The sequence below is a fragment of the Olivibacter sp. 47 genome (genome assembly GCF_030372825.1).
Lineage (GTDB): Bacteria > Bacteroidota > Bacteroidia > Sphingobacteriales > Sphingobacteriaceae > Olivibacter > Olivibacter oleidegradans.
In genome coordinates this window covers 2,329,301-2,355,887 of record NZ_JAUCNR010000001.1, presented here as the reverse complement: position 1 = coordinate 2,355,887, position 26,587 = coordinate 2,329,301, and the positions used below count along the sequence as shown (strand labels likewise).

At 41.4% G+C, this 26,587-nt stretch carries 13 protein-coding genes and 1 pseudogene; 2 read left to right on the top strand and 12 right to left on the bottom strand.

Annotated elements, in window-relative coordinates; translation table 11 throughout:
* Positions 1–41: 41 nt before the first annotated feature.
* The 12 genes and pseudogenes from QT327_RS10020 to QT327_RS09965 form a co-directional block, all read right to left on the bottom strand.
* A complete protein-coding gene (locus tag QT327_RS10020) occupies positions 42–1,451 on the bottom strand; it encodes an alkaline phosphatase (RefSeq protein ID WP_289552747.1) in 1,410 nt (469 codons plus the stop codon).
* Positions 1,452–2,166: 715 nt separating this feature from the next.
* A complete protein-coding gene (locus QT327_RS10015; RefSeq protein ID WP_013666164.1) occupies positions 2,167–3,336 on the bottom strand; it encodes an MFS transporter in 1,170 nt (389 codons plus the stop codon).
* A gap of 233 nt (positions 3,337–3,569) precedes the next feature.
* A complete protein-coding gene (locus QT327_RS10010) occupies positions 3,570–5,012 on the bottom strand; it encodes an MFS transporter (RefSeq protein ID WP_130857559.1) in 1,443 nt (480 codons plus the stop codon).
* Between the two features lie 330 nt (positions 5,013–5,342).
* The gene (gene uxaC, locus QT327_RS10005; RefSeq protein ID WP_013666162.1) at positions 5,343–6,755 is read right to left on the bottom strand and encodes a glucuronate isomerase; all 1,413 of its coding nucleotides are present in this window, start codon (positions 6,753–6,755) and stop codon (positions 5,343–5,345) included.
* Between the two features lie 116 nt (positions 6,756–6,871).
* The gene (locus QT327_RS10000; RefSeq protein ID WP_130857560.1) at positions 6,872–8,515 is read right to left on the bottom strand and encodes a UxaA family hydrolase; all 1,644 of its coding nucleotides are present in this window, start codon (positions 8,513–8,515) and stop codon (positions 6,872–6,874) included.
* Positions 8,516–8,518: 3 nt separating this feature from the next.
* Positions 8,519–10,060 carry a tagaturonate reductase gene (locus QT327_RS09995; RefSeq protein ID WP_289552746.1) on the bottom strand — a complete coding sequence of 514 codons (1,542 nt, stop codon included), beginning with the start codon at positions 10,058–10,060 and terminating at the stop codon, positions 8,519–8,521.
* Between the two features lie 139 nt (positions 10,061–10,199).
* Positions 10,200–11,995, bottom strand: a pseudogene (locus QT327_RS09990) (glycoside hydrolase family 88 protein).
* Positions 11,996–12,108: 113 nt separating this feature from the next.
* Positions 12,109–13,740 carry a glycoside hydrolase family 28 protein gene (locus QT327_RS09985; protein WP_289552745.1) on the bottom strand — a complete coding sequence of 544 codons (1,632 nt, stop codon included), beginning with the start codon at positions 13,738–13,740 and terminating at the stop codon, positions 12,109–12,111.
* A 122-nt stretch (positions 13,741–13,862) separates the two neighbouring features.
* Positions 13,863–15,545 carry a RagB/SusD family nutrient uptake outer membrane protein gene (locus tag QT327_RS09980; RefSeq protein ID WP_013666157.1) on the bottom strand — a complete coding sequence of 561 codons (1,683 nt, stop codon included), beginning with the start codon at positions 15,543–15,545 and terminating at the stop codon, positions 13,863–13,865.
* Positions 15,546–15,575: 30 nt separating this feature from the next.
* Positions 15,576–18,677, bottom strand: a complete 3,102-nt coding sequence (locus QT327_RS09975; RefSeq protein ID WP_013666156.1) for a SusC/RagA family TonB-linked outer membrane protein — start codon at positions 18,675–18,677, stop codon at positions 15,576–15,578.
* A 370-nt stretch (positions 18,678–19,047) separates the two neighbouring features.
* Positions 19,048–20,712 carry a RagB/SusD family nutrient uptake outer membrane protein gene (locus QT327_RS09970; protein ID WP_289552744.1) on the bottom strand — a complete coding sequence of 555 codons (1,665 nt, stop codon included), beginning with the start codon at positions 20,710–20,712 and terminating at the stop codon, positions 19,048–19,050.
* An 11-nt stretch (positions 20,713–20,723) separates the two neighbouring features.
* Positions 20,724–23,606, bottom strand: coding sequence for a SusC/RagA family TonB-linked outer membrane protein (locus tag QT327_RS09965; protein ID WP_289552743.1), 2,883 nt, complete (start codon positions 23,604–23,606; stop codon positions 20,724–20,726).
* Positions 23,607–23,943: 337 nt separating this feature from the next.
* Between QT327_RS09965 and QT327_RS09960 the strand changes: the two genes are divergently transcribed.
* Both QT327_RS09960 and QT327_RS09955 read left to right on the top strand, forming a co-directional pair.
* The gene (locus tag QT327_RS09960) at positions 23,944–24,942 is read left to right on the top strand and encodes a pectinesterase family protein (protein ID WP_289552742.1); all 999 of its coding nucleotides are present in this window, start codon (positions 23,944–23,946) and stop codon (positions 24,940–24,942) included.
* Between the two features lie 2 nt (positions 24,943–24,944).
* Positions 24,945–26,585: a glycoside hydrolase family 43 protein gene (locus QT327_RS09955; RefSeq protein ID WP_446686257.1), complete on the top strand. Its 1,641-nt coding sequence runs from the start codon at positions 24,945–24,947 to the stop codon at positions 26,583–26,585.
* Positions 26,586–26,587: the final 2 nt, after the last annotated feature.

Sequence of the window (26,587 nt, the reverse complement as noted above, 5' to 3'; positions counted from 1 at the left end):
TCTCCTTTATATAACAAAATAAAACGCAGTTAGGTTACCTGCTAAACAAAGATTCCCGTAGTTTGTAGCATAAAGTTGTGCAACTCTATATTTTTAACAAAGGGTTTAAGTTGTTCACTTCCAGGACCATACATAGCAAGTTCAACATAGTCGGCAGAATGATCCATTGAACCCCAACCGACGGAAAGGTGTTTCTCCTGAATTTGGGCTAGCTTTCTAAATGGAAGTTTGCGTGGATTATAAAGGCCATCTCCATCAAGCGTCTCATAATGGCTCAACAGTTCCTTTGCTTCGTCGATCGTGATCGAATAGCCTTGCGCAAATTCGATACGCTCAATCAACCTCGATGGCGTATAACTTTTATCCGTTCCGTTTAGAATCCAGTCATTTGTATGTTTGAACGACTGAATGCGGTCGAAATTCCTATTCGCTTGTTCCCCATAAAACAGACCTGGATTCGCGTTACCGTGATCAGTGGTCAAAACCACTAAGGTTTCCTTATCAGCTAAAGCAAAAGCCATTGCTTCTCCTATTGCTTCATCAAAGGCCAATTGGTCATAAATAAGTGCTCCTGCATCATTCGCATGAGCAGCCCAATCTACTTTTCCTCCTTCTATCTGTAATACGAAACCATTCTTATTATTCTTTAACTTCTTAATCGCTGCTTTAGTCATCTCGGCCAAACTTGGCGTTGTTGATGCTAGTGTGGGATCATTCGCTCGATCCAACGCATATGGTAAACCGTCGGCATAAAAGACACCCAATATCGGACGATCTTCCTTATCCGAAAGGGTATTCATTTCATCCCGATTTTGAAATACCATAAATCCAGCTTGTCTATATTTAGCGAAAAGGTCTTGCTTATCTTCCCTTTTATCGGCACTGAAAAATTCAAGCCCGCCGCCCATCATGACGTCAAAACGCAAGTCTAAATATTGAAGTGCAATACCGGGTTGATCTGAGCGCTTATTGCTATTTACGCAGAAACCGGCAGGCGTAGCATGGGTGATGGGGACAGAAGTAACACAACCAACCGATTTACCTGCAGCCTTAAATTTTTGTAGGATAGGTTTATTAAAAGAACCATCAGCATTCACATTTAATGAACCATTCGGAACACGTACCCCTCCTCCCCAAGAAGAGCTCGCGGCAGCTGAGTCAGTCACCAAAGAACTCGCGGACGCTGTGTCCATTAACGCTCGAACCGCCTCATTTCTTTCATATAGTGATAACCAATTACTTTGTCTACCTTCCTTTCTTTGCAACAGTAAGTTAGCCATATTTAAGGTTCCGGTACTCATCCCATCGCTCACCATAAAAATAATATTCTTGGCTTTCCTTACCGACGGGTTTTTCATTGGCCGATTGCCGGCAATTGATTGAAACGGGGATAATACGGAAGCCCCTAATGCGGTAAATGCGGTATTTCTAAAGAAATCTCTACGTTTCATTTATTTTTGTTTTTATATCATTAGCTCCCAAACGTACTCCTATGGGCAGTGTTAGTAAATGACAAATTTAAACGAATAATATTAATAGCAACTTAGTTTCATTTTAATTTTATATTAAGTTAACAAGTTTGCGGTAAGTGTTTTCAAACACTAAAAATAGAGAACATAAAATGCAGATGTATTGCAAAAAACTATTGCCAAGAAGTGGTTCTCCTTACGGCAACCACTTTTATGTTCAATAGATTGTTTAGATTAAACGAAGGTTTAATTTGTCACTTTGTTCCGCAGAAAGTAACCAAAGACTCATCGCTTGGAATTTTGCTAAAACGGTAGTGCATCAACGTGCAAACCGCAAATTTCCTAGGCGATATTTTAGTAGAACGAAGGGACTTTACTTTTAACCGGACGTATTATTTCTTCAGTCCTAAATATAGCCCTGTGTGTTGGAAAAACGGCCTTGGAGGATATCGATGCAACGAGCAGCAAAGCATTTGCACACATGTTCGTCCTGCAATACTCAAGCGGATTGAGGAAGTGAAACGGCTCCAATACGCGCCATGAATGCTTTGCCATCAGTTGCGAGATAGTCTACAAAGCCTTGGGTTTTGCTCAATTTTTTGCCAAGAAAAAGTTGATAAAAAAAATCTTTCCTTTAACACCCTCCCCCGATTAGACTTAAGCCCGTGAGATTAAAAGAAACGGAATTAAGGTGCGACTACTGATTAATAGCCCTTATTTTAGCAACCAACAACGTGATCACCAATCCAAACACGCCAATAACTGCATAAGAATACCTTAAACTGGCTAATTCAGCGATATAACCAATGAGCGGTGGTCCCATAAGAAAACCAAGATAACTCACGCTCGATACCATTGCTAAGGCAATTCCCGGTGATACTTTAGCATTTCTCCCGGCAACACTATAGACCGTAGGAACAACGGTTGCGACTCCTAGTCCTACCAGCATAAAAGCAATTACTGCCGTAATAATATAGGGAAACAACACCGCCAAGAACATACCCGATGATATCAATACGCCACTCACTTGCAAAACCCTTTTTCTACCCAATCGAGCAATGAGCCGATCTCCAATAAAACGCCCTGAAGCCATCATCACCATGAAGGACGCATAGCCAAGGGGTACCAATGCCTGCGGCGCTTTTACGATATCTTTGAAATATACGCCACTCCAATCAAACATCGCCCCTTCAGTAGCCATACTGCAGAAGCCTATCACACCCAATTGTAGCAAAGCCCCCTCAGGTTTGGAGAATAATTTCTTTTTAGTAGTACTGGCCGGTCCTACCCCTGCTACAAGAAACTTATTATTGATTAGGATACTTATCCATACCAGGCCTGCGATAATCCAAAAATGTAGATAAGGAGCAATATGTAGATTGATCATCAGTAGGCCTACCAAAGCACCTGTAAACCCTGCAATACTCCAAGCCCCATGAAAAGAGGACATGATTGGTTTGTCGAAAAGATTCTCTGCGGCAACCCCTTGTGTATTTACTGCTATATTACACATGTTACCGATGATTCCAAATATAAATAAGGAAACACCTAAATGCCAACCCTGAGAAGCTAAACCTAAATTAGTAAGTGCAACCACATATAAAGCGGCAGCTACGGTTAACACTTTTTTACTGCCAAACTTAGTTACTAAGGTACCGGAGAGCGCCATTGTAGCCAATTGGCCTAGCGGTAGTGCAAATAGTAAGCTACCTAATTGCCCGTCAGAAAGATGAAGTTTAGTTTTAATATCCGGAATACGACTTGCCCAAGAGGCAAAAGCCAAGCCTTGACAAAAATAAAAAAGAGATACAGCCAAACGGACACGGTTGCGATTATACGCAGTAGCAGGAAGTATATGAGTTTCCACGTTTATTTAATAAACTTAACGAATCGGTTCAAATTGAGCCAAAGACGATAAGAGCAGGTGTAGTTTGGCTCTCTTTTCAATATCCAATTCTTACGCAAAGTTCATAAAAAGAACATAGATTACATAAATTTTTTTTTGGGATTAGTAGAGTTTTTATACTAGTTAAGTAGTTGAGTGGCGATCACATTTAAGAACTGCTCGACAACTCAACTATTCAACCTAGCAACCAATAACTATAAATCCGTAATAGGCGAATATCGAGGTACTAGCGATTTCATAACTACCCAGCCAATGATATAGCAAACCGCGCAAACGGAAAATATAATAAAATAACCAGCTTCAATACCATGAAAACCCATGAAGGACATCTCCGTTTCTTTGCTGTAATCGAAGAGCATTCCGGAACCCTTATTAATAAAGAAAGAACCCACGCCTCCAGCCATACCGCCGATACCCGTAATCGTAGCAATAGCTTTTTTGGGGAACATATCACCTACGGTGGTGAAAATATTGGCAGACCAAGCCTGATGTGCTGCACCAGCTATACCGATAATAATTACAGGAAGCCAATAACTTATATGTCCTAAAGGTTGAGCAAACAGCGCTAACAAAGGGAAAAAGGCAAAAATCAACATCGATCGCATACGGCCCTCATACGGATTCATCCCTTTTTTATCGACGAAGTAAGTTGGAAGCCAACCGCCAATTATAGAAAGCAGGGTAATAAGGTATAAAACAAAAAGAGGTAAGGCACTTTGTGTAGAATCCATACCGTATACGGAACTTAAATAAGCAGGTGTCCAAAAGAGGAAAAACCACCAAACTCCATCAGTCATAAACTTACCAAAGGCAAATGCCCATGTCTGATTATATTTCAAACATTTAACGAAAGAAGCTTTATCGGTTGTTTCTTCTACATAGTCAACCAACTTCCTATCGTTTATTAAATCTTGCTGAATATAGTCGAGTTCCGCTTTTCCAACGCGTGGGTGTACCTCTGGTTTATGGTACATAAACACCCAAAATCCCATCCATATGAACCCTAAAGCGCCTATGATGATAAAGGACATCTCCCATCCATAGGCTTCGGCTATAAACGGTATGGTAACAGGAGCCGCAAGTGCACCTACCGTTGCACCCGCATTAAAAATACTGGTAGCAAAGGCTCTATCTTTTTTCGGAAAATATTCAGCCGTCGCCTTAATTGCCGCCGGAAAATTACCCGCTTCCCCTATCGCTAATACAAGTCGAGCAAAGATAAAAAGCGTGACACTGATTGATATAATTTTTGCAGAATCGCCAACGAGGGCTAGTGCCTCTTTCGCGCCTTCAAACCCTACGAACCATTTGCCGGTTAACAACCCTGACGTTGCAATACCACAAAATGCGTGAAGACAGGCACCGATCGACCAAATTCCTATTGCCCATAGAAAACCTTTTTTTGTATCTAACCAATCTACGAATCTACCAGCGAACAAAAGAGATATCGCGTAAAATATAGAGAACAAAGCTGTTATGTTACCATAATCATTATTGGTCCATTTGAATTCAGGTGCAATGAAATCTTTCCATGTTAAGGAAAGCACCTGACGGTCCATATAGTTGATCGTAGTAGCAAAAAATAGCAGTGTACAAATTGTCCATCTGTACTTACCTATTGTCTCTTTAGAATTCATGATTTATGGCAATAAATGTTAATTAGGTTAAAAGAAAACGTTTGCACATTCATACGTTTTCCTTACGTTAGTTATTCAGCTACAATGATATTAAATTTTGGCTAATAATCCTAGCGTAGAGTCGGCTTTCTGTGGTTAGGATATAGGTGTCAGGATATAGGTGTCAAGACACCTGCCTACCGGCAGGCAGGTAAGTATCAAGAAAAAATCTTATTCTGACACCTCATCTCTTAAACCTTATCCCCTAATATACCTAAAACCGTATACTTATACCCTACACCCTATACCTTATACTCTATACCTTAAACCTCACACCCTACACCTTATCCCTCACCCCTCTGTAGGCCAATTGAAGTAACTAGCGGCATTATGATAGCAAATATCTTCGATAACTTTGCCAATCCAAGGTAAATTCTCAGGTAACTCACCGTTTTCGACTTCTTCGCCGAACAAGTTACAAAGGATTCGTCTAAAGTATTCGTGACGAGGATAAGACAGAAAGCTTCGCGAGTCAGTCAGCATGCCGACAAATTTACTGATCAGTCCCATATTCGACAACGCATTCATCTGTTTGATCATACCGTCTTTCTGATCAAGGAACCACCAACCGGAGCCGAATTGAATCTTTCCGGCCGAAGAACCGTCGTTGAAGTTGCCAATCATGGTCGCTATTAATTCATTATCTGCCGGGTTAAGATTATACAGGATGGTTTTAGCTAATTTATCCTGACTATCCAGTTTGTCAAGGAAACCCGCTAGAGCCCTTCCCTGCGAAAAATCACCGATAGAATCCCAACCCGTATCAGGACCTAATTTTTGCATCATTCTTGAATTATTATTTCGAAGTGCACCCAAATGATACTGTTGCACCCATCCCTTTTCGTGGTCCCATTCAGCGAAATAGGTTAGCATGGCCGATCGAAATTGATTATGCTGTTCATCAGAAATAACTTTACCCTGCAATGCGTTGGAGAAGATGGTTCTAATATCTTCTAATCTGTAGGATTCGTTATAAATTTCCTCTAACCCATGATCTGACACACAGCATCCATTTTCAGCAAAATAATCGTGTCTAACTTTCAGCGCTTGCAAATAGTCATCAAAATTTTGAACAGTTACCCCCGAAACGCGGCTCAATTTTTCTACATACTGCTGGAATTTCGACAGTACAGAAAGGTTCATCGCATTATCTGGCCGGAAGGCAGGTAGTACCCGAATTTCAAAGCCCTCTTTTTTTAGCTGTTGATGATATATTAAACTGTCTGTCGGATCGTCTGTTGTACACACAATCTTTACATTCATCTTCCTTAATAGATTCCTGACACTATATTCCGGCTTCTTAAGTAAATCGCTCGCTTCATCGTATATTTCTTCAGCAGTACTAGCGTCCAGTATTTTATCAATGCCAAAATACCGCTGCAATTCTAAATGCGTCCAATGGTAAAGGGGGTTCCTTAGGGTATATGGTACAGTTTCAGCCCACTTTAAAAACTTATCCCGATCACTGGCATCGCCGGTACAATAGCGTTCATCTACACCATTCGTACGCATTGCCCGCCATTTATAATGATCGCCATATAACCATACTTGTGTAATATTTTCAAATCGGGCATCCTCGGCTATCTGTTGAGGGGACAAATGACAATGGTAATCGATAATGGGCATTTTCGCCGCATATTCATGATATAATGTTTGCGCTGTATTACTTTCTAATAAGAAATTTTTATCTAAGAATTTTTTCATACTCGTGAGCTTTAGGCAGTAGGCGTACGCTTTATGCCTGCTTCTACTAATAACTAACAACCAATAACTAACAACTAATAACTAATAACCAACAACTAACAACTAATAACTAGCAACTACAAAGACACCCCTCTCTTCCAAGGAATAAAGTCATCTTGATTCAATTGCACTGCTTTGGGAATCACCTCACCGCTTGCTGCCCGAATACAATATTCCAGAATATCCTCACCCATTTCTTCGATGGTTTTTTCACCGGAAATAATCGGACCGCAATCAATATCAATAATATCTGCCATACGAGAAGCGAGCGAAGAATTGGTGGCGACTTTAATTACCGGACATACGGGATTTCCTGTGGGCGTTCCTAAACCTGTTGTAAATAAAATCAGTGTTGCTCCGCTGGCTGCTTTACCCGTGGTTGCTTCTACGTCATTACCAGGGGTGCAAACCAAGTTTAAACCCGGTTTAATAGCTGGTTCCGTGTAGTCTAACACATCCTCTACCGGCGCTGTCCCACCCTTTTTAGCGGCACCATTACTTTTAATGGCATCCGTAATCAAGCCATCCTTAATATTTCCGGGAGAAGGATTCATATGAAATCCCGAACCGGCATTTTCGGCCGCTTGGCTATAGGCCCCCATAAGGGTTATAAATTTTTTTGCAGCCTCTTCATTCTTTGTGCGGTCTATCAAATTTTGCTCGGCCCCACATAGTTCCGGAAATTCAGCTAATAAAACTTTCCCCCCCAGTGCTACTAGTAGGTCAGCACAGTAGCCTACAGCAGGGTTGGCAGAGATACCACTGAAACCATCACTGCCTCCGCATTTCACACCGAGTGTAAGCTTGCTGAGCGGTGCAGGTTTCCGTTCCAATTTATCAGCTTCGGCTAAACCTATGAACGTTTGTCTAATCGCTTCCGTAACCATTTGTTCTTCGCTTTTAGACTGCTGCTGTTCGAAAATGTAAAGCGGCTTGTCAAAGTTTGGATTACGGTCTTTTAAGTCATTTAAAAAGTCCTGCACCTGTAAATTTTGACATCCTAAACTGAGCACGGTTACACCGGCCACGTTCGGATGATCGGCATAAGCTGCCAAAAGCTTACTTAATACCGCCGCATCCTGTCGAATACCACCACAACCACCTTGATGGTTCAGAAATTTAATGCCGTCTACATTTTTGAAAACCCGATCGGTTGGGACCCATGCTTCCTGCAAATCTAAATCAACTGAAGCAAGGTCCTTACCTTGTCGGTACCATTCCTTCAGTAAGCGCGCCTTCCTCTTGTATTTATCTGTCACGGCATACCCTAATTCATTATGCAATGCCTCTCTTATGACGTCTAGGTTTCTGTTTTCACAGAAAACGGTAGGTATAAATAACCAGTAATTTGCCGTTCCAACTTCACCATTAGACCGGTGATATCCATTGAAAGTTCTATTAGCAAACTTGGATACATCCGGGGCTTCCCAATGGTAATTGTAGGGTCGGAATGCGTAAGCTGCAGCCGCATGCTTTAGATTATCCGTACTCATACGTTCCCCCACCTTCACGGGATATTGTGTTTTCCCAACGAGCGTTCCGTACATGAGAACCTCCGCTCCTTTTTCCAAATCCTGCGTATAAAACTTATGCTTTGCCGGAATATCTTCCTTCAGCAGATATGTTTCCGACTGATATACGATTTGTTCTCCTTGCTGTAAATCTTGCAGCGCGACCAATACATTGTCTTTCGGATGTATCTTTAAAACCCTTGCTCCCATAACCTAATTAAGCTGATTGTATTTTTTGTTATTAACAGCCTCTTTTATTACTTCTTTAACCTTATTATCCATTAATAAACGTAAATAATGCAGTACCTTCTCCTGAAAACCGGGGAGTGTCAGCTTCTGTTTCCATATGCGTTGATCATTCAAAACTGCTTCAACCACTTGTTCCGGTTCTTTACTCCACAGTCCCTCAAATAAGGCGGCATGTTCATCATTAATGGTATAATACCCCTTCTCGTTAGTATAACCTTTATAGGTATTGTCAATACTGCGCTTCGCCTTCATAAAAAGTATATAAGCTGCAAAGCCCATGGCCATAAACTCCGGTGCCTCACCTACTGCATCATAAAATCCTTTTATAAGCGCTACGTTACGCATTTCCATTTTAGACGTGTAATTCAATGTAATGTTAATCCACTTATGGTCGAGTGACTGATTTCTAAAACGATCCAGCACTTTTTCGGCAAAAAGCTTGGCTTCCTCGTTTTCGATACCACCGCGAGACACAACGGTTGGAACAATTTCCTCCATTAGTAGTTTTTTTATAAAGCCTTCTAAAAGAGGATCAGCCATGGCTGCTTTTACAGTTTCGCAACCAGCTAAAACAGCTAGTCCACACGAAAAGGTATGCGTACCATTTAACAGCCGTAACTTTAACTCTTTAAATTTACTTATGTCTGAAGTGATGACCATTCCATCGTCCACGGTACTGAATGATAAAATTTCCGCAACTTTCGGATCCTTCGCCTCTATTGCCCAAAGTCGAAAAGGCTCCGCCATGATCATTAAGTCGTCTTGATATCCTACACGCTCCTGCATTTTTTGATGTTCTTCGAAGGGAAGCTTTCCTGGTACGATCCGGTCCACCAATGTATTGCAAAAATAATTGGCATCTTCAAGCCAATGTAAAAATGCCGCCTCCAACCGATGTTGCTCAGCTAATTTCACTATAATTTCTTTCAGTTTTTTTCCATTGTCTGAGATTAATTCTGTTGGCAATATAACCATTCCCGCCTCCTTATCACCACCGAAGTACTGAAAACGTTTATACAAGAAAGCCAATAATTTAGCTGGATAGCTATGCGGTGGGTTCAATGTAATCTTATCATCTTTATCATACATTATACCTACTTCCGTTGTATTCGATATTACTACCCGCAATTGCGGTTCTTCTGCATAACGTAATATTTCTCCCCAATTTTCCGAAGCGGTTAATACTTCCTTAATGGAAGAATTAATACTGATCTCTTCGATTTCTTTTCCGTTTTCAATTCCTTTTACACAAAGGGTATATAAGCCATCCTGCTCCTCAAAGCTATCTGTTCTGCCACTTGCCGTAGATTTCACCACAACGATTCTTCCATTAAATACCTGCTTTCTGTTTGCCTTGTCAATAAAATATTCAGGCAGACCTCTTAATAATACGCCCGTACCAAACTGTATTACCTTTACCGGCAATTCCTTCCAATTGGCCGCGGGCACTTCAACCTCGACAGGTAACGTACCCTTTTGCAAAAACTTATTGTTTAAACGTTCCATTTTTATTGCTTTATGTTGAGTTGTCGAGTAGTTAAGTTGTTGAGTAGTTCTTAAATACGATCACCAATGGTACTTAACCTGTATGCTATCACTACTTAACTATTTCACTACTTAACTATTTCACTACTTAACTACTTAACTATTTCACTAACCATTTCACCCAATCATGTGTTGCTTGAAAATTTTGGTATTCTGCAGGTAACTTCCTTCCATCTAAATATTCATTGTATATCCATGGGTCTCCTAACACAAACACTTTTCCCTTGCCGTATTTGCTAATGGCCATGATATTTAACCCTTTTGTTCCAACGATTGGTGTGGCAGGAGCAAAAACGCGAAGTGAACTGATTTCCTTGATATACAATTTATAGGGCCTTTTAAATATAGGGTTACTTTTATCGACTTGAACGGCTCCCTGTTCAAATTGATTGTTTTTCACCATCAAATGGTTGTCTTCATTGAATTGAACACCAAAATGGCCTGCAAGCTCATTAAAATGCGTAAACTCAGCATTGCCGGCATCATTTCCAAGCAATACAAGTGTTCCTCCATTTTTAACCCATTTAACAATTACATCGATTTCAGGAGTAGCCAAATAATTTGGATGGGCAGATTCCTTTTCGGTGTCAGGATCTACGATGATATATACATCGGCCTTTCGAAGATTTTCTTCTGTAGGTTTTACTCCCAATGAATCAGTAACTGCACCGTAGGAACGGAAAATGTACCCTAACAGGGAATAACCACCGTTATCCTGCTCTTCCCAGGTATAATGATAACGTTCTTGCTGCCCTAGTAAGCTTTTCCTTGTTTCATGGTTGTAATAATAATCCAACAGCACCTTTTTTCCTTTAGCGAATTTCAAATTAGGGACCATTTCCATTTCAACTGCACATTGTATGAAAGCACCGATCCCCTTCGGGTCGTTTTGAATGACCGGTTCGCTCATGTAATATTCAAAGGAGCCGTCACGATAGGGTTTTCCTCCTAAACCGGAAACTTTCACCGTGCCGTTTAAGTTGACATTGCCCTGTTCATCTTTTTCAATGAACTCTTTCAAAATACCCGTATAACCCTTTTCAGCATTTTTCAAAAATTTAGCAGGTAAATATCCTAAACGCACACCTTTTGCTAAAGTATAGACAATCATCGATGAAGCAGAAGCCTCTGGGTAGTTTCCTTTTCTACTAGGCATATCGGTCACCTGGTACCAAAGACCATTCGCTTGCTGAAACCTGGCAACTGCATCTGCGTAACGATTCAAAATAGCTACAATCGTATCTCTACCGGAATGATTTTTAGGAAAATAATCCAGTACATCTACCAAGGCCATGCCGTACCATCCTAACGCACGGCTCCAAAAATTTGGTGACCGACCCGTTTCCTTATTAGCCCACTGTTGTTCTTTCGATTCGTCCCAACATGGTATAATAAACCCGTTTTTTCGTCACGCGTATTCTTTTCAATTAAAGCAAATTGACGGCTAATGTCGTCGAAAGCTTTCGGCTCGTTAAACAGCTTTGCATATTCCGCATAAAAAGGTTGTCCCATGTACAAGCCGTCTAACCAGACTTGATGTGTATAGATCTTCTTATGCCAGAAACTACCCTGTTTGGTTCGTGGATGTGTATCAAGTTGTTTTCTTAAATGCCGGACTGCTTTTAAGTACTTTTCTTTTCCAGTTACCTGATATAGAAATAAGAGGATTTTTCCGTTATTAATGAAGTCGATATTATAATCCTCCATTTTATAAGCATTGATGGTACCGTCTTCCTGCACATAATGGTCCATTTTATGCTGGATATAATCGAAATAGCGCTTATTCGCTGTATTCTTCCAAACCCCTTCTACTCCTTTTAGAATTACCCCCAAGTCATAACTCCATTTAGCCGGCTGATTTTTTTCCAGTGTAAAAGCATCAGGCCAAAGTCGCATAGCCGTTTGCGTCATCAACTCACTATATTTTACTTCCTGTGCTTGTACATTAAAATAGCTTATCATGAGCGATAGCAACAAGAGCCGCTTAAAAATCCAATCCATTCCTTATCTTAATTAATGTTTATAACGTTTTTATTGGCACCAAAATCGGCTTTAATAACCGGTTGAGCTCCCGTCAAGCCTTGCACATCAACTGTAGAAGTACGTTCGCCCTGAAGATGAAAGATATTTGCATTTTTCACTTCTAGCTGATGCAGTTTTATATCATTGCTGTTTAAAATATAGGCAATTTGCTTAGAAGCATCTTCAACCTGCAACTTTACGTCGCGCAGGCTTATATTGGATGCTTCCTGTATATCGATGCCCTCTTTAGCAACCATGTCAAGCCTAGTCAATTGAATATTCTTTATGTGCATTTCAGGTAAGCCTCGGATAAAGAGCGCTTTAGCTGCCCCATCGCAAACCACATTATTAATATAAAAATCCTTAAATTGCGGTGTTGCTTCAGTAACAGGCAAAAATTCCACTTTAGGAGGTTCCCAATGTTCTCCACTTAACACGATCGGATCCTTTGCTTCATAATACATATCGAACAGAATAGCCTCTCCGGGAATATCTTTCATGAAAATGTTATTGATATATACATTTTCTACTACGCCTCCCCTTCCACGTGTCGTTTTAAATCGTAAACCGATATCGGTTCCGATAAACGTACAATTGTCAACATATAAATTTTTCGCACCGCCGCTCATTTCGCTTCCCACAACAAAACCACCATGCGCATGATAAACCGTACAATTCCGTACCCACAGATTTTCCGTTGGCATACCACGTTCCCTACCCGCTTCATTTCTGCCGCTTTTAATACAGATAGCATCATCACCTACATCAAAGGTGCTTTGTTCCACCAGTACGTTTTTACAAGACTCAATATCCAAGCCATCTCCATTTTGGGAATACCAAGGATTGCGTACATTAATATTCCGTATGGTTAAATCGGCGCTCATTAAGGGATGGATATTCCAAGCAGCTGAATTTTGAAATGTTACACCCTCCAGTAAAATACGCTCACATTTCTCGAGCAAAATCATATTCGGTCTCAAATAGTCCTTTATTTCCTCATAGAACTGTGCATTTTTCCCCTTCTCCACAAGTCCGGGATCCTTATAAGAAGCTCCTTTCAAAGAACTCTGAGAAGGATACCAAATATCTCCTTTTTCGTTAAGAACGCCTCCGGAGCTTATAAGCTTCTTCCATTGCGTTTCTGTCATTTTCGCCTTTTTCACCATTCGCCAAGCATCACCATTTCCGTCAATAACCCCTTTCCCGGTAATCGCTATATTTTGCTGATTTAAGGCCCATATAGGCGATTGGTTCCGCATCTGCGGGATCCCTTCCCAGCTGGTCTGTACCAAGGAATATTGCGAAAAATCTTTTGTAAACTGCAGCAACGCGTTAGCGGCCAAATGCAAGTTTATATTGCTCTTTAAGGTAATAGGCCCCGATAGCCATACACCTGCAGGAATTAAGACCACGCCTCCACCCTTCTTATGTGTTTGATCAATAGCTTGATTAATCGATTCCGTATTTAAATGACGTCCACCGGAAATCGCTCCGAAAGCAGTGATTGATACCGTATCCTTTTTAAAAGTAGGTAATGAGACAGTTGGTTCAGCAAGTTTTTGGGCGAATGCCCCATGGGTAAAAATTAAGAGTATAACAGTTTTCAGTATCTTATTCATAAAGCATTATCAAGGTATCAATCGGTTATGCCCCTACAATTCTAAGGCTATCCGCTAATCTTTTCAAACATTTAAAGGTCTTTATTTGCGCAATCGTTACCGATAACGATTGCGCTGTTTTTTTATCTGGCTTCGTATCCTGGGTTTTGTTGGATTTCCGCTTCATTGAGATCAATAGCGTCCTGTGGAATCGGTCGCAAAATCTTATCTTGACCGTCTGGTCCTCTAAAGGCGCGATCGACTCCAATCCGTTTGATATCATAGTTATATTTGGCACAAAATTCTTTCAATTTCCCTGTTCTTCTCAACTCCGGCCACCTTAAATATTCGCCCGCAAACTCTTTCGCACTTTCAATCAGATAAGCATCAAGTGCCTGACTTTGGCCAGCGGCTGTGGCGATATCTATGTTCGGACTTAACCGTCCGCCGTCTTTTGCATTACCCGGTCTATCCAACACCGCCTGTACATAAGTTGCTGCACTGGCGAAATCATTCAATCCAATACAAGCTTCTGCATAAAGGAAGTAGGTTTCGGCCAAACGTGCCAATACAATATCTCGCACACTGGCTGTTTGCTGAAATATGGTACGAGTTTGCGGACTATCAAACTTTTTAATAACCGGTGTACTCATATCCGCGTCATAGAAGGCTCTATAAGCCTCTTCATCGTACTTAAACGGGTAATACCGGAAATTACTTGCTATTTGTCCCTGGTGTTGATTTGCCCACGCTAAAGAATCGGCGCTTGTATATTCTCTACCCCAAACGCGCGGATAATAGGCTCTGATCAAGATGCTGGATTTATCTTTGCTGGCATCATAATAATCAAAATATTGATCATAAATGGTTAGCATAAAAGTTGCATCGTATCGAGCGTCATTCTCTCCATAAAAAGTATGTAAATTCCAGGAAGGGTATAATTGAGCACTCATGTATTTATGATTTAGCTCGGATCCACCTAAGTAGGGACCGAAAATACCCTGTTGATTGTTTCCGTCCGTACTGGAAGCAATGGATTCCAAATCATATTGTATCGCAAAAATGATCTCATCATTATTTTCATTATAAGGGCTCCATAATTGCTCAAATGGAATACTAATTGTTTTGCCATTTATCGCAGCCAAGGCATAAGTCTTTGCTTTTTCAAAATCAGCCGCTTGTTTCAGGTCCCATGCGCTGGTGAGATGCACTTTCGCTAAGTAATGGTTAATGACTGTTTTATTTACTCGCGCCTTAGCTGTTCCGACAAGGGGAAGGGCTGCTTCCATTTCGCCAATGATAAAGGTATAGCATTCCTCCAAGCTGTTTCTCGGCATATTTAATCGCGGTTCAAAAGTGGCTTCTGTATTAATATAGATCCCGCCAAACTGCTCCACCAAAAGAAAGTGATAAAAAGCGCGCAAAAAGCGCAATTCAGCTAGGTAAGTTGCTTTTTTCTCCGCGTCAATTTCGGCTATATCATTATAAAAAATAGCCATATTAACAGTTTGAATAGCTTTATAACAGAGTTGGTAATAGTCCTTTACATAGGAATCCGTGGCATAAAGTTGTTCGTATTCCTGAATAGATCGATCACCCGTACCTCTCGCTCGTTGATACATATCAGTACCCGCTACCAGCAACCAGGGAGTTAGTCGGAACGTCTCACGTAAGGATGAATAAGAGGCTGTTACTAAAGTTTCATAACCCGCCTCGGTTCGATAGAACTCTTCGTTCGTGATCCCTCCTTTATTATCTTCCTCTAAAAATTTCTTACAGCCACTGAGTAACAATGTAAGAACTATATATATTAAAATACGCTTCATGATCGTTATATTAAATCGTCAATAATCAAATTAGAACTTAAGATTTACACCCAATTGATAAGTAACTGTACTTGGACCATTACCGTTCTGTAAGGAGGTAGTTGCATATTCCGGATCCCAACCTTCGTATTTGGTAAAAGTGAATGGGTTAAGTATGTTAAGGTATACGCGTAACTGACTTATTTTCGCTTTCGACAACATTTTGCTTGGAAGCGTGTAACCCAAGATAATGTTTCTTATTTTTACAAAAGAGGCGTCAGTATATTGTCCGTTACTGCCATAATATGGTCCGGCGTTATTAATAGCCGGATATTTCCCGTTTTCGTTTCCAGCGGTAGGTGACCAAGTAGCCGAGGGAGATCCGTCTTCTTTTGTACCCCAATTATTCCAATCGTATCTATCGATCCCTTGAGGCACGAAATAATCGAAGCGAATTTTAGGTCTTCCACGCTGCGTATTACCTGGGCCAAATTCTTCCAAAAATCGATCCTGTACAAAAATCCCTTGACGAGTAAACAAATCAACTGATAAATCCCAGCTTTTGTAATTAAAAGTTGAGCGAAGATTGGCAGTCCATTTAGGATTAGGACTACCCAAAATTACCCGGTCGTTAGCCGCTGTAATAATGCCGTCACCGTTAATATCCTCTACTCGTGCCTGACCCGGCTGTTGCCCCCATCGCGCAGCTTCCTCCACTTCATCCGATTTCCAAATTCCTACAACACGATAGTCGTAAATTACCTCAATAGGGTGTCCGATAAACCTTTTTTCGCCCATTACATCTTCCTTTTTACCATAAAGAGATTCGATGGCATTTTTATTATGAGCGAAATTCAGAGAGGTAGTCCATTGGAAATTAGGCGTACGGATATTGGTTGAGTTTAGGGAAATTTCAATTCCGCGATTGCTTACTGAACCAATATTATCTGTCATGGTAGCAACACCCGATTCAATAGCCAACGATCTACTCATTAACAAGCCATCGGACAACTTATCATAGACATCAAGTGATCCATAAAGTCGTTGATTGAAAAAACCAAAGTCCAGTCCGAAGTTCAGCTCCCGTGTCTTCTCCCACGTAATTGCAGGATTGACTGGATAGCCTGGTCGGAGGCCGGAAACTGCATTACCATCGCCAAAATCATACCATATCAATTCATCCGAAATCGGTGTTTGCATTGATCCGTAAGGGCTAATTCCGTTATTGTTTCCCGAGTAACCAAAACTAAATCGAGCCTTTAAATCGGAGAGCCAATCGGCCTTCATAAATTCTTCTTCTGATAAGCGCCAACCTAGTGCAAAGGAAGGAAAAGAGGCCCATTTGTCGGCCAATTTAGAGCTTCCGTCATAACGGATTGTTCCGGTAACTAAGTACTTTCCTTTATAATCATAGTTAACACGTGCGGCATAAGAGATCAAACCAGACTCGTTATATGAAGTTAGTGAATTGTCCCGCATTAAGTTACCTGTAAATAAATTATACCACTGAGAATCGTAAGGTAAATTCTGGGTAGCGGCCTGTATTCTTTCAAATCGAGTTTTATAAAAACTGTTTATAAGGGTGGCATTTAAGTGATGATTATCATTAAAGGTCTTATTATAGGTTATTTGATTATCCCAGGTATATTCCAAACTTTCATCATTTTGTTGATAAGCCTCATTCTGGTTCCTATTACCTGGCACAACGTCATAGTATTGTCCCACTCGCTCACGGGTAAATCGTGGCATGATGGTACTTTTTATAGAGAATCCATCAAACAGGTTTACTTGCGCGTAGGCGCTTGCTAACACGTCATACCGTCTAGTCTCTTGATTACCGCTATTAATCTCTTGCAGTGGATTGGGTGAGCTCGTAAAGTTTCCACTACCTTGAATAGATGCGGCAATACCGGGTTGTTGAATAAGATTACCTTGATCATCATACGCACGCAAGATAACGGGCATTCGCATAATATCGCGATAGCCGTACTGGCTTCCTTGATTAGTAACGGTATGGGATAAATTAATGGTACCTCCTGCCGAAAAAAACTTGGATCCCCGGTGGTCGATACTCAATTTCATATTGTATCGCTTTAGGTTTTCGTTGATAAAATTACCTTCTTCATCTTGATAACCTAAACCGAGATTATAAGCTAGATCACTTGAGCTTCCACCAATATTTACATAATGATTTTGCTGATGCCCATCTTGTGTACCCAAAGCAAGCCAATCTTCATAATCTTCATCAAATAGACGTTGTTCCAATAGCGGGCTTCGCTGTAAAACAGAATTTCTATTAGCGGGCGTTAATTCATACTGACCTAAATTGGTGTTATAAGTATAGTAGGCCGACGTGCGGAAGTCTACCCATTCTCGTCCGCTCATAAAATCCGGTAATCTTGCAATTTTACGAATGCCGTAGAAACCATCGTAAGTCACTGACATTCGCGAACCATGATTACTGCCAGCATTCTTTGTTCGCACAATAACAACGCCGTTCGAGCCGCGCGAACCGTAGATGGCTGTCGAAGAGGCATCACGCAAAACGTCAATTTGCTCAATATCGGCTGGATTTAAAAAATTGATATCGCCCATCACTACGCCATCCACAACATACAAAGGGCTTCCACCCGCTAACGAGTTTTGCCCCCGGATCTGGATATTAAATCCACCGCCGGGTTTTGTTGAGGTGGAGCTGATATCGACCCCCGGAACAGAGCCTTGTAAAGCAGCCATAGCAGAGGTAGTTCCACGAGCTTTTAAAGTCTCGGAAGTGACCGAACCGACGGCACCTGTAAGGTCTCCTTTTTTCATCGTCCCGTAGCCGACTACGACCACCTCGTCTAAACCTGTTGCATCTTCTTCTAGAGTAATTGTGAGGGTTTGTTGTCCGTTAATAGGAATTTCCTGCATTTTGTAACCCAGGTAGGTAACGGTTAACACGGGGTTCTGCGTATTTGGCAGCTGTATGTTAAACGCTCCGACATCATTTGTACTTGTAGTTGTACTTGTTCCTTTTACGGCTACCGTTACACCAGGTAGCGGCTCTTGCGCTGTATTGACGACCTTTCCGGTAATTGATCTTGTTTGGGCAAACGAAGAGCAATAACTGAAAAATAAGAGCCCAAAAAGCGTCCATAATTTTTTAGTCATAATGGTTCTAATAAGTTAATAGAAATTGTGGATTTATTGGTTAATCAAAAAGCTATGATTGGCTCGTTGATAGCTACAAGATACATGGATAAAAAAGAAATCCCCTCAAGAGATCTCGTAAAAAACTACGCAATCGTTGCCGGCAACGATTGCGTAGTTTTAAGCCTTAAGCAATAGGCAATATGCTGGAGGCTAATTTGAGTAATCAAGATATAAGTATCAGGACACCTGCCTGACGGTAAGCAGGTAAGTATAAAGACTAATCATCACATTGGCTAATCATCACATTGGCTAATTCACCACTTCCCTACTTGACAACTCAACTACTTAACTACTTCCCTACTCAACTATTCAACTACTCAACCACCTGCTACTGATATCCCGGATTTTGAGTAAATTCACTTTTATTGGTTACGGCGTCTAATTGGTTTTGAGGGATTGGACGAAGCATATGATAATCTCTGAAATAAGTAATCGCATGTGGGTTGTATTTTTGCAGACTTTCTTTTAATTTTCCGGTACGTTTTAAATCAAACCATCGCATCTGCTCTCCCGCGAACTCTCTTGCCCGTTCCTCTAATATAAAATCGAGCGTTACATCAGCAGCGTTAACATCCATTTCTTCTTTATGTCCTTCTTTTGCAGCACGTTCACGAATAATATTCAAATAAGTCACGGCCTCCTCGTTATTGCCGGTTTTAAAGGCAGCTTCGGCTACGATCAAGTACATTTCGGCTAAGCGAATAACAAAAGCATCCCGAACACTCTGCGCTTCGTTTATACTTCCTCGGGTGTTATCCATGAACTTTTTAAGTGAAATATAACGTAGCCGATTCTTCGATGAGCCATCTGTATTATAAATATCGCCATCATCATAGATGGTGTAATTTTTTGTTGCACGTACCGAGGCCGGAACCGTATACTTTGAAATAAATACGGCTGTGTCGCCAACATTCATCCCTGCAGGTCTTCCCGACGCATTCGGTTGATTACAATACCATACGTTCTGAAAAGAGGCTTCAAATCGGCTATCGATGTTTTCATTAAAAAGATATAATAAATATCTTGATGGCTGATAACGGTTAAAAGGCCGACCATATTCCAAGCTTCTAATCACTCCCGGTTGATCATCATACTTCATCAGGAAAAGCATATGGGCACTATTTGACCCTCTATTATCTCCATCCGGATAAACATTATCGTCCTGTTTGTCATTATCGTTCAGATTAGAAGAATAATTAACGGCATAAACAATTTCACTATTTTGGAGATTGTTCATTCTCCATAAGTCAGCATAATTAGGCAGTAAAGCAAAACCATAATCACTAATTACCTTTTTAGCTAAAGCACCCGCTTCGGCATTCAACCCTCTGGTTAAGTATACACGTGCCAAAAACGCCTCCGCAGCTGGCTTTGTTACGCGCCCATAATCAGCGGTAGTAGGCGCTAAATGATCAACAGCAAAACGTAAATCTTCGATAATTAAGTTGTAAAAATCATCGACACTCGATTTCCTTGCTTCTGTAACGACACCTACTGTTTCCTCGGTTGTCAAATGGACGCCTCCCCAGGTTTCTACAATGTGATAGTAATAGAAGGCGCGCAGAAATCGAAATTCCGCTGTCCGCTGTATTTGCAGTGCCTGATCCATCCCCGAATTTCCGACTCTTGCGATACCGGCATTACATACATTAATGGCCTTGTAAAAATTAGACCATACTTCCTGTAAGGCGCCGTTGGTTGCTTGAAGATTTTGATAGGTCGTAAGATCCGGATATACATCACCCGCACCATTGGTCCATAAGTCGGTACCAGTTTCTCCTATATTATAGCCACGCTCCTTACCATACCACCAACGTTGATAACTATAAGCGGCATTAACCAAGGTCTCAAAACCTTTAGGTGTTGTATACAAAGTCTCGTCGGTAATACCACTGAGGTTCTCCTCATCAAGCATTTTTTTGCATGAAGTTAGTCCAGCTGCCAATAAAAAAGTAGCGATTAAAACTGTTTTATATCTAGTATGTACAATCATTATAATAGCCTTTAAAAGTTAACATTAATACCTGCCACAATTAAGCGCGTTAAGGGAGCTGATTCACCGCCTCCACGCTCCGGATCGTATCCGTTAATGGTTTTGGTCCACATCGCCAAGTTTCTACCCGACACATATACCTTCAATTTAGCTAAGCCCCATTTATCCGTCACGGAAGTGGGTAAAGTATACCCTAGGGTTACATTTCTCAATTTCACAAAAGAGCCGTCCGTATAACCCAAGGTAGAAGTATAGAGCATACTTGTTCTACTTAAATTGGCATTAGGCCGTGGCCATTGATTACTAGGATTTTCGGGTGTCCAGTAACTAATATCAGCTGTGCTATTTTCAACGGCTTGGGGATCGTATCGGGTCAGGTAATTGGCGTTGATCATTTGTCCAATGCGCGCAAAAACATTAATGTTTAAATCGAAATTTTTATAGCTAAAATCGTTGTTCCAACCCAAGCTCCATTTAGGCACTTGCGAGCCTACTACTACGCGATCACCATCTGCGGTAATCACGTTATCGCCGTTCTGATCTTTTACTCGTATGTCACCGGGTCTTTGACCATATTGACCCGCTAGTTCTTCTTCTCCTAGTTGCCAGATACCGAGCTTTTCATAATCGAAATAAGAATTAACGGGATAGCCAACAACTACGTAACGAGCATCCAAGCTGATCACATCTTGGTTATCGATCAGCTCTTTCACCTTTTCAATATTTTTGGTAAATGATACCGTACTGTTCCATTTAAATTGGTTGTTGCTTATTGGAGCCGCATTTAACATAAACTCAATACCTTTATTTTCTGTTTTACCAATATTTTGTGTAACGAAAGAATAGCCGGAAGTAGGTGGCAGGATTCTATCGAGCAATAAGTCGCTCGTACTGGTGTGATAGAGTTCTAAGGTACCGTTTAGTCTTCCTTTGAACAATCCGAAGTCCAACCCGATATTGGTGTTAGCCGATTTTTCCCAACCTAACTGGGGGTTTCGTGAATTGTTTGGAAAACCGTATCCAGGAGCAGACGCGTCACCATAAGCAAAAGGGATTCTGGTGAGCGTACTCTGCGATGAATAAGCAACGACTGAAGAGTTGCCGGAAACACCATAACTTGCTCGCAATTTAAGATCGCTAAACAACGATTGCTCCTTCATAAATCCCTCATCTACGATACGCCAAGCGCCCGCTACAGAAGGAAAAAAGTCCCATTTGTTCCCTACAGCCAGCTGACTAGCACCATCCGTCCGTGCCGTTAGTGTCAACAGGTATTTTCCTTTATAACCATAATTTACCCGAGCGGCATACGATAGTAGTTTTGTTTCGGTATAAGCGCTGGTTATAGCGAGGTTTTGCGTATTCGAACCAAGGTTATAAAAGAAATTATTGTCTAATAATTGATTTTCCCCTTGCGCTGTCGCATTCTCGGTATCATTATAAAGGTATTCACTGATACCTGTTATACTGAAATCATGTTCACCGAAAGTCTTCTGGTAATTCACAATTGCTTGCCAGTTATAGCCTAACCCATTGTTTGTCACATAGGTAGCGCGTGAATTCGCTCCGTTACGACGAATTGAGTAGGAACCCTCATATAAACCATCGCGTAAATTAGAAAGATTTACTGCAAAGTTACCGCGAATACTCAATCCTTCAACGGGTTTAAACTCCGCAAAAACGGTTGGGAATACACGGAGTGTTTTTACATTGTTTTTGTAATTGCCTGGTTGCTCATCTGCCAAGGGGTTGATGGCCCCACCCTGTCCGGGGTAAATAATATAATTACCTTCTGTGTCAAAGGGTGTATTCAGCGGACTAATTTTATTTGCCTGATTAAGCGGATCGGCACGCTTGTTTTGATCGTAATAAGTTAACTGGGTTTGCGTTCCCACTTTAAGTGTACCGGCCACTTGGTAATCAAGATTTAACCGAGCGGTATAGCGTCTGGCATCATCCATTTCGAATAGTCCCTTTTCATTGAAAAAATCAACCGAGAAGTAAGATTTCAGTTTCTCCGTACCCCCGGAAATGTTTAGCTGATAATCCTGTTGATGTCCTGTTCCTAATAACATATCCGCATAATCGGTAGAAACATTGTTTTCGATAAAACTGAGTTGCTCATTACTGAATATTTTGGCATCGTCGGCCGGACCGCTCCAAACACCCGTAGTACGATAAGCTTCCCTACGTAAAGCCACATATTCCTGTCCGTTCATTACGCGCGGATATCCCGCCACGTTTTGTACGCCGTAATAAGCATTAAAGGAAACCTTAGGAGCACCGGATACACCTCGCTTGGTGGTGACAATGATCACACCATTCGCTCCTCTTGAACCATATATGGCAGTGGAAGAGGCATCCTTTAACACTTCCATACTTTCAATGTCATTGGGGTTGATATCCTGAATGCTGGAATATTGCATCCCGTCAACAATAAAGAGTGGTCCATTGCCAGCGGTAATGGAGCGATTACCTCTCACAGTAATGCTTACACCGGATGTGGCAGAACCGCTTTGTCGCACAATATCTACTCCAGGCGCTTTTCCTTGTACTGACTCCATTACATTCGTAGTAGGTAATTTTGTTAGCTCTTCACGCGCGACTGAAGTGACTGCTCCTGTGAGATCCCTTTTTTTAACCGTGCCATAGCCGATTACTACTACCTCATCCAAGTTAGTTGCGTCTTCTTCTAACACGACATTTGATAATCTCTTTGGTGCATCAATTGGTATCTCCCGGGTTTTGTATCCCACATAATTAAAAACCAAGGTAGCTGGCATCGCAGGCAGTGTTAAGCTGAATTCTCCTTGATTATTTGTACTGGTGCCAGTGGTGGTTCCTTTCACCAACACGCTGACAGCAATTAGGGGTAACCCTTCTTTATCGACCACCTTTCCTGTAACGGTCCCATTTTGTCCAACCGCAAGGATAAGTTAATCCCCGTCAGACAAAAAAACATAATAAAAAAACTGCTGATTCTTTTAGGTAATTGCATCATTTTGATTAGCTAGTATTAATTTTGGCTTGTGATTTTAATTGCTTAGCATCTGATTCGCAAGTATAGAATTATCCCAGTGTATTTCCAACGTTGGCATCACTTGAAATTTACGCAATCGATCCCGGAAACGATTGCGTAAAAATTATCGTTCTGCCCTGCTAGCATTATAAAAATTCTCCCTATTCTTGTTCTACGGACCAATCAGAAAATCCATAACCTTCCTATATATTATGAAGAGGATCGCACTATTGATTATTATATTCGGCTGTATATTTCATCATTCGATTTTTTCCCAAACCGTTTATCCGGATCGCTTTATTGTTAGCCAAGAGGGCGATGGCGACTTCCGTACGATTCAAGAAGCAGTCAATGCCGTGCGCGACTTATCACAGCAACAGGTTCGGATTTATATCCGAAAAGGTGTTTATAGAGAAAAGATAGTTATCCCGTCATGGAAAACGAATATTTCTTTCATTGGAGACGGTACCGGGCAAACAATCATTACTAACGCAGACTATTCCGGGAAGTCCTATACGGATACGGTTGATGCCTTTGGAAAAAAAGCCTTTACAACCTATAATTCATATACGGTTTTGGTGCAGGGAAATGATTTTACCGCTGAAGGACTGACAATACAAAATACAGCGGGTCGCGTTGGCCAAGCAGTGGCTTTGCATGTGGAAGCGGATCGGGTTGTCATAAAAAACTGCAGGCTCTTGGGGAATCAAGACACACTCTATACAGCCACGGAAAACAGTCGACAATACTACGTCAATTGTTATATTGAAGGAACCACCGATTTTATATTTGGACAGGCTACTGCAGTTTTTCAACGGTGTACTATTCATAGTTTAAGTAACTCGTATATTACAGCAGCATCCACAACACCACGGCAAGCCTTCGGCTTTGTCTTTTTAGATTGCAAGCTTACTGCAGATAAAGAAGCAACGAAGGTGTATCTTGGCCGACCTTGGCGCCCTTATGCCAAGACAGTCTTTATACGCTGCCATATGGGTCCACATATCCTTCCGCAAGGATGGGACAACTGGCGTAACCCGGCAAACGAATCAACTGCTTATTATGCAGAATTCCACAGTGAAGGACCGGGAGCTCATGCAGCAGCTCGCGTGAAATGGAGTAAACAGCTGACAGAAAAAGACATAGAGTCTTATACGCTTAAGCAGATATTAAATTACCAGGATCCTTGGAATCCGACAACTAACAAGTAAACATGAAAATGCTACGAAACACAGGCTTATTATCCTTATTGTTAATAGTTTGTTCCCTCATAAAATCGACAGCGCAAGACAAGCCTTATGTCTCGCAGGTTTGGGTGGCCGATCAGGGCAACGGTACCTATAAGAATCCCGTGCTTGACGCCGATTATTCCGATCCCGACGTCATTCGGGTAGGTGATGATTTTTACATGACAGCTTCCAGCTTTGATGCCGTTCCCGGTTTACCAATCTTACATTCGAAGGACTTGGTAAACTGGCAGCTTATTGGACATGCCTTAAAAAGGCAGCCGCCCTTTGATCACTTCTCAAAAACGCAACATGGCAACGGGGTTTGGGCACCATCCATCCGTCATCATAATGGTGAGTTCTATATCTACTATGGTGATCCTGATTTTGGCATCTATATGATCAAAACAAAAGACCCGTGGGGTGATTGGGAGGAGCCGGTGCTTGTTGAAGCAGGTAAAGGAATGATTGATGTTTGCCCTTTGTGGGATGACGATGGCCAAGCTTACATTGCATATGCATATGCCGGTAGTCGCGCCGGTATTAAAAGTATCATAGCCATCAAGAGGTTAAGTGCTGATGGCACAAAAAACCTAGACGAGGGTACGATTGTTTATGATGGGCATGCTTTAGATCCTACGATTGAAGGACCTAAATTTTATAAGCGGAACGGATATTATTATATCATGGCGCCAGCTGGCGGAGTAGCCACGGGCTGGCAGCTCATACTACGTTCAAAAAACATCTACGGCCCTTACGAAAGGCATGTAGCCATGGAACAAGGGAATACAAGCATCAATGGGCCTCATCAAGGTGGATGGGTAGACACGCAGAAAGGTGAAGATTGGTTCCTTCATTTTCAGGATAAAGATGCTTATGGAAGAGTGGTGCATCTTCAACCCATGAAATGGGTAAAGGACTGGCCTGTTATAGGGAAAGATGTGGAAGGAAAAGGAACGGGTGAACCGGTTTTATCCCATCAAAAACCGAATGTGGGAAAAAACTATCCTATACAAACACCTGTCGAAAGTGATGAGTTCAATGATCGAGCCATGGGCAAACAATGGCAATGGCAAGCCAATCCGAAGGCCACTTGGTCGTTCTTTTATCCTGAAAAGGGCGTACTGCGACTTTATACACAGCAGGCTCCGGACAGCGCCCGCAATTTATGGGATGTTCCAAATATATTATTACAAAAATTTCCCACGGAAGTATTTACAGCAACCACAAAGGTCACTTTCTCACCGAATGAGAAAATAAAGGATGAAAAAACCGGTTTAATTATCATGGGGCAAAGTTATGCCCATTTAAGTCTAAAAAACGGGCAAGACGGCATAGCGCTGGTATACGGAGAAGCGAAAGATGCACATAAAGGTGCAACAGAAAAGGAGAGAATTATCTCGAAAATAAAAACAAATACGCTTTACCTTCGTGTCCGTGTAAATGCCGGCGCGCAATGTCAGTTTAGCTATAGCGAAGATGGCAAGACATTTATAGAAATTGATGCCTTATTTAAGGCCACTCCCGGGCAATGGATTGGCGCAAAAGTTGGCCTTTTTAGTACCCGTTCAACCCAAATCAACGATTCCGGATGGGGCGATTACGACTGGTTTAGAATAGAAAAATAAGT

What these genes read in the sequence shown, in the direction of transcription:
- QT327_RS10020 (WP_289552747.1), bottom strand. Translation starts at nt 1,451, where the DNA reads ATGAAACGTAGAGATTTCTTTAGAAATACCGCATTTACCGCATTAGGG.
- QT327_RS10010 (WP_130857559.1), bottom strand. Translation starts at nt 5,012, where the DNA reads ATGAATTCTAAAGAGACAATAGGTAAGTACAGATGGACAATTTGTACA.
- uxaC (WP_013666162.1), bottom strand. Translation starts at nt 6,755, where the DNA reads ATGAAAAAATTCTTAGATAAAAATTTCTTATTAGAAAGTAATACAGCG.
- QT327_RS10000 (WP_130857560.1), bottom strand. Translation starts at nt 8,515, where the DNA reads ATGGGAGCAAGGGTTTTAAAGATACATCCGAAAGACAATGTATTGGTC.
- QT327_RS09995 (WP_289552746.1), bottom strand. Translation starts at nt 10,060, where the DNA reads ATGGAACGTTTAAACAATAAGTTTTTGCAAAAGGGTACGTTACCTGTC.
- QT327_RS09985 (WP_289552745.1), bottom strand. Translation starts at nt 13,740, where the DNA reads ATGAATAAGATACTGAAAACTGTTATACTCTTAATTTTTACCCATGGG.
- QT327_RS09980 (WP_013666157.1), bottom strand. Translation starts at nt 15,545, where the DNA reads ATGAAGCGTATTTTAATATATATAGTTCTTACATTGTTACTCAGTGGC.
- QT327_RS09975 (WP_013666156.1), bottom strand. Translation starts at nt 18,677, where the DNA reads ATGACTAAAAAATTATGGACGCTTTTTGGGCTCTTATTTTTCAGTTAT.
- QT327_RS09970 (WP_289552744.1), bottom strand. Translation starts at nt 20,712, where the DNA reads ATGATTGTACATACTAGATATAAAACAGTTTTAATCGCTACTTTTTTA.
- QT327_RS09960 (WP_289552742.1), top strand. Translation starts at nt 23,944, where the DNA reads ATGAAGAGGATCGCACTATTGATTATTATATTCGGCTGTATATTTCAT.
- QT327_RS09955 (WP_446686257.1), top strand. Translation starts at nt 24,945, where the DNA reads ATGAAAATGCTACGAAACACAGGCTTATTATCCTTATTGTTAATAGTT.